This window comes from Mycobacterium sp. Aquia_213 (assembly GCF_026625985.1).
Classification (GTDB): domain Bacteria; phylum Actinomycetota; class Actinomycetes; order Mycobacteriales; family Mycobacteriaceae; genus Mycobacterium.
Window position 1 is genome coordinate 327956 of sequence record NZ_CP113116.1, and the last position, 6984, is coordinate 334939.

The following is a 6984-nucleotide window of genomic DNA, read 5'->3' on the forward strand; positions in this document are numbered from 1 at the left end:
ACGTCAGCCTAAAGGCAGCCAAACAGATTCCAAACAACCGTCTGGCCGCGTCCGGCAACCGAGTGAACCCGATTTGCGGAGGATGCGGGATTTGAACCCGCGAGGGCGTTAACCCAACCCGCGTTCCAGGCGAGCGCCATAGGCCACTAGGCGAATCCTCCGTGGCAATGGTAGCGGCTGGGTCAACGTGGAATGTCCCGCGGCCGTCATCGGCCGACCCGAGCCAGGTACTACACTCGCCATGGACCCCGCGCGGCGTCTATCCTGTGAACTCCCCCAGGGCCGGAAGGCAGCAAGGGTCAATGGGCTCTGTCGGGTGCGCGGGGTCCCCTATGTGCGGGGCCGTGCAACCAGCGCTTACGCCGCGAGCCGGCCCGGTCACCCTCCGGCGTTCGACAGCGAAAGGGCCCTCCAAAAAAGCATGGTGGCGTTCGATTCCCTCAGCCCCGAAGAGCTCAGCGCACTGCACTCCCGCAACCAGCAGGACTACGCGGAGCTGCAGGCTAAGAAGCTGCATTTGGATCTCACCCGCGGCAAACCCGCCCCGGAACAGCTCGATCTGTCCAACCAGCTGCTGAGCCTGCCCGGCGACGACTTCCGCGACGCTGAGGGCACCGACACCCGCAACTACGGCGGCCTGCACGGCCTGCCCGGACTGCGGGCCATCTTCGGGGAGTTGCTGGGCATCCCGGTGCCCAACCTGATCGCCGGGAACAACTCCAGCCTGGAGCTGATGCATGATCTCGTCGCCTTCTCGATGCTGTACGGCGGCGTGGACTCGCAACGCCCCTGGAAGGACGAGCCGGGCATCAAGTTCCTGTGCCCGGCGCCCGGCTATGACCGCCACTTCGCGATCACCGAGACCATGGGCATCGAGATGATCCTGGTCCCGATGCGCGACGACGGCCCGGACGTCGACATGATCGAGGAGTTGGTGGCCGTCGACCCCGCGATCAAGGGGATGTGGACGGTGCCGGTGTTCGGCAACCCGACCGGTGTGACGTACTCCTGGGAGACCGTGCGCCGGCTGGTGCAGATGCGCACCGCCGCGCCCGACTTCCGGCTGTTCTGGGACAACGCTTACGCCGTGCACACCCTGACGCACGACTTCCTGCGTCAGGTCGACATCCTCGGGCTGGCCGCGACGGCCGGTAACCCGAACCGGCCGTACGTCTTCGCGTCCACCTCGAAGATCACCTTTGCCGGCGCGGGCGTCAGCTTCCTGGGCGGATCGCTGGGCAACATCGCCTGGTACCTGCAGTACGCGGGGAAGAAGTCGATCGGCCCGGACAAGATCAACCAGCTGCGGCACCTGCGCTTCTTCGGCGACGCCGACGGGGTCCGGCTGCAGATGCAGCGCCACCAGCAGATCCTGGCGCCGAAGTTCGCCCTGACGCTGGAAATCCTCGAGCAGCGGCTCGGCGACTCCAAGATCGCCTCCTGGACCGAGCCCAAGGGCGGCTATTTCATCAGCCTCGACGTGTGGCCCGGCACCGCGCGCCGGACCGTCGCGCTGGCCAAGGACGCCGGTATCGCGGTCACCGAGGCGGGTGCGACGTTCCCGTACCGCAAGGATCCGGAGGACAAGAACATCCGCATCGCGCCCACCTTCCCGTCGCTGCCGGATCTGCGCGACGCGGTCGACGGGCTGGCCACCTGCGCGCTGCTGGCGGCTTCCGAGGCCCGGCTGGGCGGCCCCGGCTCCGAGCGTGACCTGACGGCGCTGTGTGTGCGCTGACGGCGCCGTGCTTGCACACTCGACGGCGTTGAACGCCCGGCGCGGGCCGTAGTCAGCTCGCGCCGGTAGCCTGCTGACCGTGGCTCTCTACCGCAAGTACCGACCGGCAACCTTCGCCGAAGTGGTGGGGCAGGAGCACGTCACCGAGCCGCTGTCCATTGCCTTGGAAGCCGGCCGGATCAACCATGCGTACCTGTTCTCCGGGCCGCGCGGCTGCGGAAAGACCTCGTCCGCCCGCATCCTGGCCCGGTCGCTGAACTGTGCGCAGGGACCGACGGCCACCCCGTGCGGGGTGTGCGACTCGTGTCAGGCGTTGGCACCCAACGCGCCCGGCAGCATCGACGTGGTGGAACTAGACGCCGCCAGCCACGGCGGCGTCGACGACACCCGCGAGCTGCGCGACCGCGCCTTCTATGCGCCGGCGCAGTCGCGCTACCGGGTGTTCATCGTCGACGAGGCGCACATGGTGACCACGGCGGGGTTCAACGCGCTGCTCAAGATCGTCGAGGAACCGCCCGAGCACCTCATCTTCATCTTCGCCACCACCGAACCGGAGAAGGTGCTGCCGACGATTCGGTCGCGCACTCATCACTATCCGTTCCGGTTGTTGCCGCCCAAGACCATGCGTTCGCTGATCGGGCGGATCTGCGAACAAGAAAGTGTGGTCGTCGACGACGCGGTGTACCCGCTGGTGATCCGCGCCGGCGGTGGTTCGCCCCGCGACACGTTGTCGGTGCTCGACCAGCTGGTCGCCGGCGCCGACGACAACCACGTCACCTACCCGCGCGCGTTGGGGCTGCTGGGTGCCACCGACGTCGCACTGATCGACGACGCCGTCGACGCGCTGGCCGCCGGGGATGCCGCGGCGCTGTTCGGCGCGGTCGAATCGGTGATCGACGCCGGCCACGACCCACGCCGCTTCGCGATCGACCTGCTGGAACGATTCCGCGATCTCATTGTGCTGCAAGCGGTTCCGGATGCGATAAGCCGCGGTGTGGTGGACGCACCGGAAGACGTGCTGGACCGCATGCGCGAGCAAGCGGCCCGGATCGGCGCGGCGACGCTGACCCGCTACGCCGAAGTGGTGCAGGCCGGGTTGGGCGAGATGCGCGGAGCGACGGCGCCCCGGCTGCTGCTCGAGGTGGTCTGCGCTCGCCTGCTACTGCCCTCGGCAAGCGACACCGAATCGGCTCTGCTGCAACGCATCGAGCGCATCGAGACCCGGCTGACCATGTCCATTCCTGCCGCCGACGCCGCACCGGCGCCTGCGCGCCCAGTGGCAACCCCACCGCCGTCCGCTGCGCCGCGCCCGGCCGCCCGGCAGCCGGCACCGGCCGAGCCCCCGGATGAACCGGAGCGTGAGCCGGTTCCCGAACCGGTTGTGGCGCCTCCTCCCGATCCGGTGCCCAATCCGGAACACGCTTCAACCCCGGAGCCCGAACCCGCTTCTGCCCCAAGCGAACTCAATGCGGCCGCGGTGCGAACGATGTGGCCGACGGTGCGCGACAAGGTACGCGAGCGCAGCCGCACCACCGAGGTGATGCTGGCCGGCGCCACCGTGCGCGCCGTGGAGGGCGACACCCTGGTGCTCACGCACGAGTCGGCGCCACTGGCCAAGCGACTATCCGAACAGCGCAACGCCGACGTCATCGCCGAGGCACTCAAGGACGCGCTGGGGGTGAACTGGCGGGTCCGTTGCGAGACCGGCTCCCCGGCCGGGGCAGCGGCGGCTGCCCCGCCCCCCCGCAAGGCGGCCGCCGCGCCGTCGCCCCCCAGCAGGAGAGCGGTGCCGCCGCCTGCCGAGCAGGAACCTCCCGTAAACGATTCCGCCGCTACGGAATCCGCTCAGCGCGACGAAGAGGAACACATGCTCGCCGAAGCCGGTCGTACCGATCCGTCGGCGCCGCGCCGCGACCCCGAAGAGGTCGCACTCGAGCTGCTGCAGAGCGAGCTGGGCGCGCGCCGGATCGACGGCGACTAAGCCTGCTGACGATGCGCGCCGCGTAGCGCGGGCTGAGCAGTCAGGCAATCCAGCTATGGCCGCCACCAAGGGCGCAGCGGCAAACTGTCGGCGCCTCGCCGCTCGACATTGGCGGCCAGCACGTGATGGAGCTGAAGGTTGTTCTCGTCGAACGCAACTCGCGAAGCTGCCATGTAAAGTCCCCAGACCTTGGCGACGGGCAGACCCACTTCGGCAACCGCCTCGTCCCAGTGGTCGACGAGGTTGCGGCACCAATCGCGCAATGTCATCGCGTAGTGGTGGCGGAAGTTCTCCGTGTGCAGCACCTCGAAACCCGTGTCCTGGATGTCCATCATGATGTGTCCAGATCCGGTGAGCTCCCCGTCGGGGAAGACGTACCGGTCGGTGAAGCCGCCGGCGAACGTGTGCTGCTCGTTGTCGTGGCGGGTGATGCAGTGGTTGAGCAGCAGACCGCCGGTGCGCAGCTTCGACTTGAGGAAACCGAAGTAGGCGGGGTAATTCTTCACGCCGATGTGCTCGGTCAGCCCGATCGACGAGACGGCGTCAAAGCCCGCCTCGGGCACGTCGCGGTAGTCGCAGTGGCGCACCTCGGCAAGCTCGGAGAGGCCTTGGTCCTCGATCGCTTTTTGCGACCACTTGGCCTGTTCGGCCGACAGGGTGGCGCCGACGGCCCGGACCCCGTGGCGGGCGGCGTAGCGCACCATGCCGCCCCAGCCGCACCCCACGTCGAGCAGCCGGTCGCCCGGTTGCAGCTTGAGCTTCTCGAAAATTACCCGGTACTTATTGTCTTGCGCCTCTTCCAGAGTCGCGTCGGCATCCGGATACACCGCGCAGGTATAGGTCATCGACGGCCCCAGCACCCATTCGTAGAACGTGTTGGACACGTCGTAGTGGTGGTGGATGGCTTCCGCGTCGCGGGTCTTGCTGTGCAGCAAGCCTTCTGCGACCCGGCGCCACCGGGGCGGCGTTTCCAGCGCGGGAGGCGCAATCGGCACCAGATGTTCGATGCCGATCGAGCGAACCACCTGAGCCAGTGTCCACGCCGACGGCCGCTTGAAATCCACCCGGTCGGCCAGCATCTTGAGCAGCTCGTAGGGATCGCCCGGATGTACGCCGAGTGGCTGCAGGTCGCCCGAGATGTACGCGCGGGCAATACCGAGCTCGCCGGGCGCCGTGGCCAGGTAGGTGGCGCCGCGTGGCGAGCAAAGGTCCAGACCCAGCGGGGCGTCTTCGCTTCCGGCGGTGCTGCCGTCGTACGCGGTGAACTTGAGCGGGTGCCCGCCGGATGCGGTGAAGATGGCGAGCACCTCGGCCATGGTGAGCTTGCCCGTAATGGAGTGGTCGGGCTGTCTGGTTGTCGTCATCGCCGTTGCACCGCCTTTGCATAGAGATCGAGCAGACGAGAGTCGGGGTCGTAGGATTTTTTGACCGTCTTGTAGGCCTCGCCGCCGTAGAGCTGGTCGAACTGTTCACGGGTGTAGAAGGAGTCGGAGTACAACGACTTGTGCCCGTCGAGCTCACTGACCTTCGCCTCGATTGCCCGATTGGTGATGCCCACGCCGTCGGCGGCGGGCACCGAGGACCAGAACCCGATGTTGACGTAGCTGTGGTCGGGCGGTATCGGATACAGGGGCCAGCCCTTGTGATCGCGAAGTCGTAACGGGCACAACCAGATCGGTGTGATCGGGACGCTGTCCAGAAACCACTCCAGGAATTCGCAGGACCGTCCGATCGGCACCTCGACATCCTGAACCACCCGCTCGCGGGCCGGGCGGCCATGGCGAGTCTCGATCCGGTCGGATACCCCGAAGCGGCGATCGGCGGCCACCAGCTTGGAGTAGACGCTGCTGCGCCGGTAGCGGCGTGGCCAAAAGCGGCGCAGCCGAGGGTTCTGCACGCCGAATGCGCGTGAGCACCAAAACCAATCGGTGTCCCAGCGCCAGAAGTAGTCGTGCGTCGTCAGCCGGTCGTCTTTGGTGCCTTCCACGCCGGCGGCGTCGTGCCGCATCGACTGGTAGTAGATCCTTTTGCCGGTGTAGTCGCTGACCGGTCCCGGGGTGGTGGTGCGTCTGCCCACGCACAGATAGCTCTCGTCGGGACTGAAGACCACGCCGTCGAGATAGTCGACCGGGGTGCCGCCCTGCCCACCGGTGTCGATGATGCGTTCCATGGCCGCGACGAGCCCCGGTAGCGACCGGAATCGGATGTGCCGCAACGCCACAAACGGTGCGATGGGCTCCAGCTCGATCTGCAGTCTGGTTGAATAGCCCAGTGTTCCATAGGAATTGGGAAAAGCCCGGAACAGGTCGCAGTGCTGATCGCGCGACGCGGTGAGCAATTCGCCAGCGCCGGTGAGGATATCCATTTCCAGCACCGATTCATGTGGCAAACCGTTGCGGAACGACGCCGACTCGATGCCCAGCCCACTGACCGCGCCGCCCAGCGTAATGGTCTTGAGCTGCGGGACTACCAGCGGCGACAGGCCGTAGGGAAGGGTCGCCGCGACCAAATCCTGATACGTGCACATGCCGGCCACATCGGCGGTGTGAGCTTCGGGATCGACGCTCAGCACGCCGGTCAGTCCCGAGGTGTCCAGACCGCGCGCGTCGCGTTTAGTGCGGGCGCGGAACAGATTTGACGTGGGCTTGGCGAGCCGGACCGCGGACGTTACGGGGATGGAACGATAGCTCGCCATCAACCGATCGACGCCCGACGTGTGAGCCGAGAGTGCAGATCCTGAACCTGGCACCACATATACCCTAGTCTTCGACCACACCTCGTGCACCCGCACGAGGGCGGCATCACAACGGAGGAGTCGCGCCTGATGGCACAGGTCAGCGCAGCCAGCACCATCTTGATCACCGTCGAGCCCGGGGCCACGCTCGCCGCGGTGGCGGACTACCAGAACGTGCGCCCGAAGATCCTGTCCCCGCACTACAGCGAATACCAGGTCCTGCAGGGCGGACAGGGGCAGGGCACCGTCGTCAAGTGGAAGCTGCAGGCCACCAAATCACGCAGCCGCGACGTGCAAGCCAACGTTGACGTCGCCGGTCACAGCGTCATCGAGAAGGACGCGAACTCGTCGATGATCACCAACTGGACCGTGGCTCCGGCGGGCCCCGGATCTAGCGTGACCGTCAAAACCAGCTGGACGGGCGCGGGCGGTGTGAAGGGCTTTTTCGAGAAGACGTTTGCGCCGTTGGGGCTCAAGAAAATTCAGGGTGAGGTACTGGCCAACCTCAAGAAGGAACTCGAAGGCTAGGCC

General features: G+C 66.9%; 5 protein-coding genes, 1 tRNA gene and 1 other RNA gene. 4 read left to right on the top strand and 3 right to left on the bottom strand.

Going from position 1 to position 6984, the window contains the following annotated elements; genetic code table 11:
- Positions 1–76: 76 nt before the first annotated feature.
- Positions 77–161 (bottom strand) — tRNA-Ser (locus LMQ14_RS01605).
- 79 nt (positions 162–240) lie between these two features.
- On the opposite strand from LMQ14_RS01605, the gene ffs reads away from it, so the two are divergent.
- From ffs to LMQ14_RS01620, 3 genes are all read left to right on the top strand, one after another.
- Positions 241–335, top strand: an RNA gene (gene ffs / locus LMQ14_RS01610) — signal recognition particle sRNA small type.
- A gap of 89 nt (positions 336–424) precedes the next feature.
- A complete protein-coding gene (locus LMQ14_RS01615; RefSeq protein WP_267733127.1) occupies positions 425–1738 on the top strand; it encodes an aminotransferase class I/II-fold pyridoxal phosphate-dependent enzyme in 1314 nt (437 codons plus the stop codon).
- Between the two features lie 79 nt (positions 1739–1817).
- Positions 1818–3719, top strand: coding sequence for a DNA polymerase III subunits gamma/tau (locus LMQ14_RS01620; protein WP_267733128.1), 1902 nt, complete (start codon positions 1818–1820; stop codon positions 3717–3719).
- A 53-nt stretch (positions 3720–3772) separates the two neighbouring features.
- Here the strand turns inward: LMQ14_RS01620 and LMQ14_RS01625 are convergent, their stop codons facing one another.
- Complete coding sequence (locus LMQ14_RS01625; RefSeq protein WP_267733129.1) at positions 3773–5083, bottom strand: class I SAM-dependent methyltransferase; 1311 nt, start codon at positions 5081–5083, stop codon at positions 3773–3775.
- The gene (locus tag LMQ14_RS01630; protein WP_267733130.1) at positions 5080–6414 is read right to left on the bottom strand and encodes an FAD-binding oxidoreductase; all 1335 of its coding nucleotides are present in this window, start codon (positions 6412–6414) and stop codon (positions 5080–5082) included. Before LMQ14_RS01630 ends, LMQ14_RS01625 begins: the two co-directional genes overlap by 4 nt.
- Positions 6415–6543: 129 nt before the next feature.
- Between LMQ14_RS01630 and LMQ14_RS01635 the strand changes: the two genes are divergently transcribed.
- A complete protein-coding gene (locus LMQ14_RS01635) occupies positions 6544–6981 on the top strand; it encodes an SRPBCC family protein (RefSeq protein WP_267733131.1) in 438 nt (145 codons plus the stop codon).
- Positions 6982–6984: the final 3 nt, after the last annotated feature.

What these genes read in the sequence shown, in the direction of transcription:
- LMQ14_RS01625 (WP_267733129.1), bottom strand. Translation starts at nt 5,083, where the DNA reads ATGACGACAACCAGACAGCCCGACCACTCCATTACGGGCAAGCTCACC.
- LMQ14_RS01635 (WP_267733131.1), top strand. Translation starts at nt 6,544, where the DNA reads ATGGCACAGGTCAGCGCAGCCAGCACCATCTTGATCACCGTCGAGCCC.
- LMQ14_RS01630 (WP_267733130.1), bottom strand. Translation starts at nt 6,414, where the DNA reads ATGGCGAGCTATCGTTCCATCCCCGTAACGTCCGCGGTCCGGCTCGCC.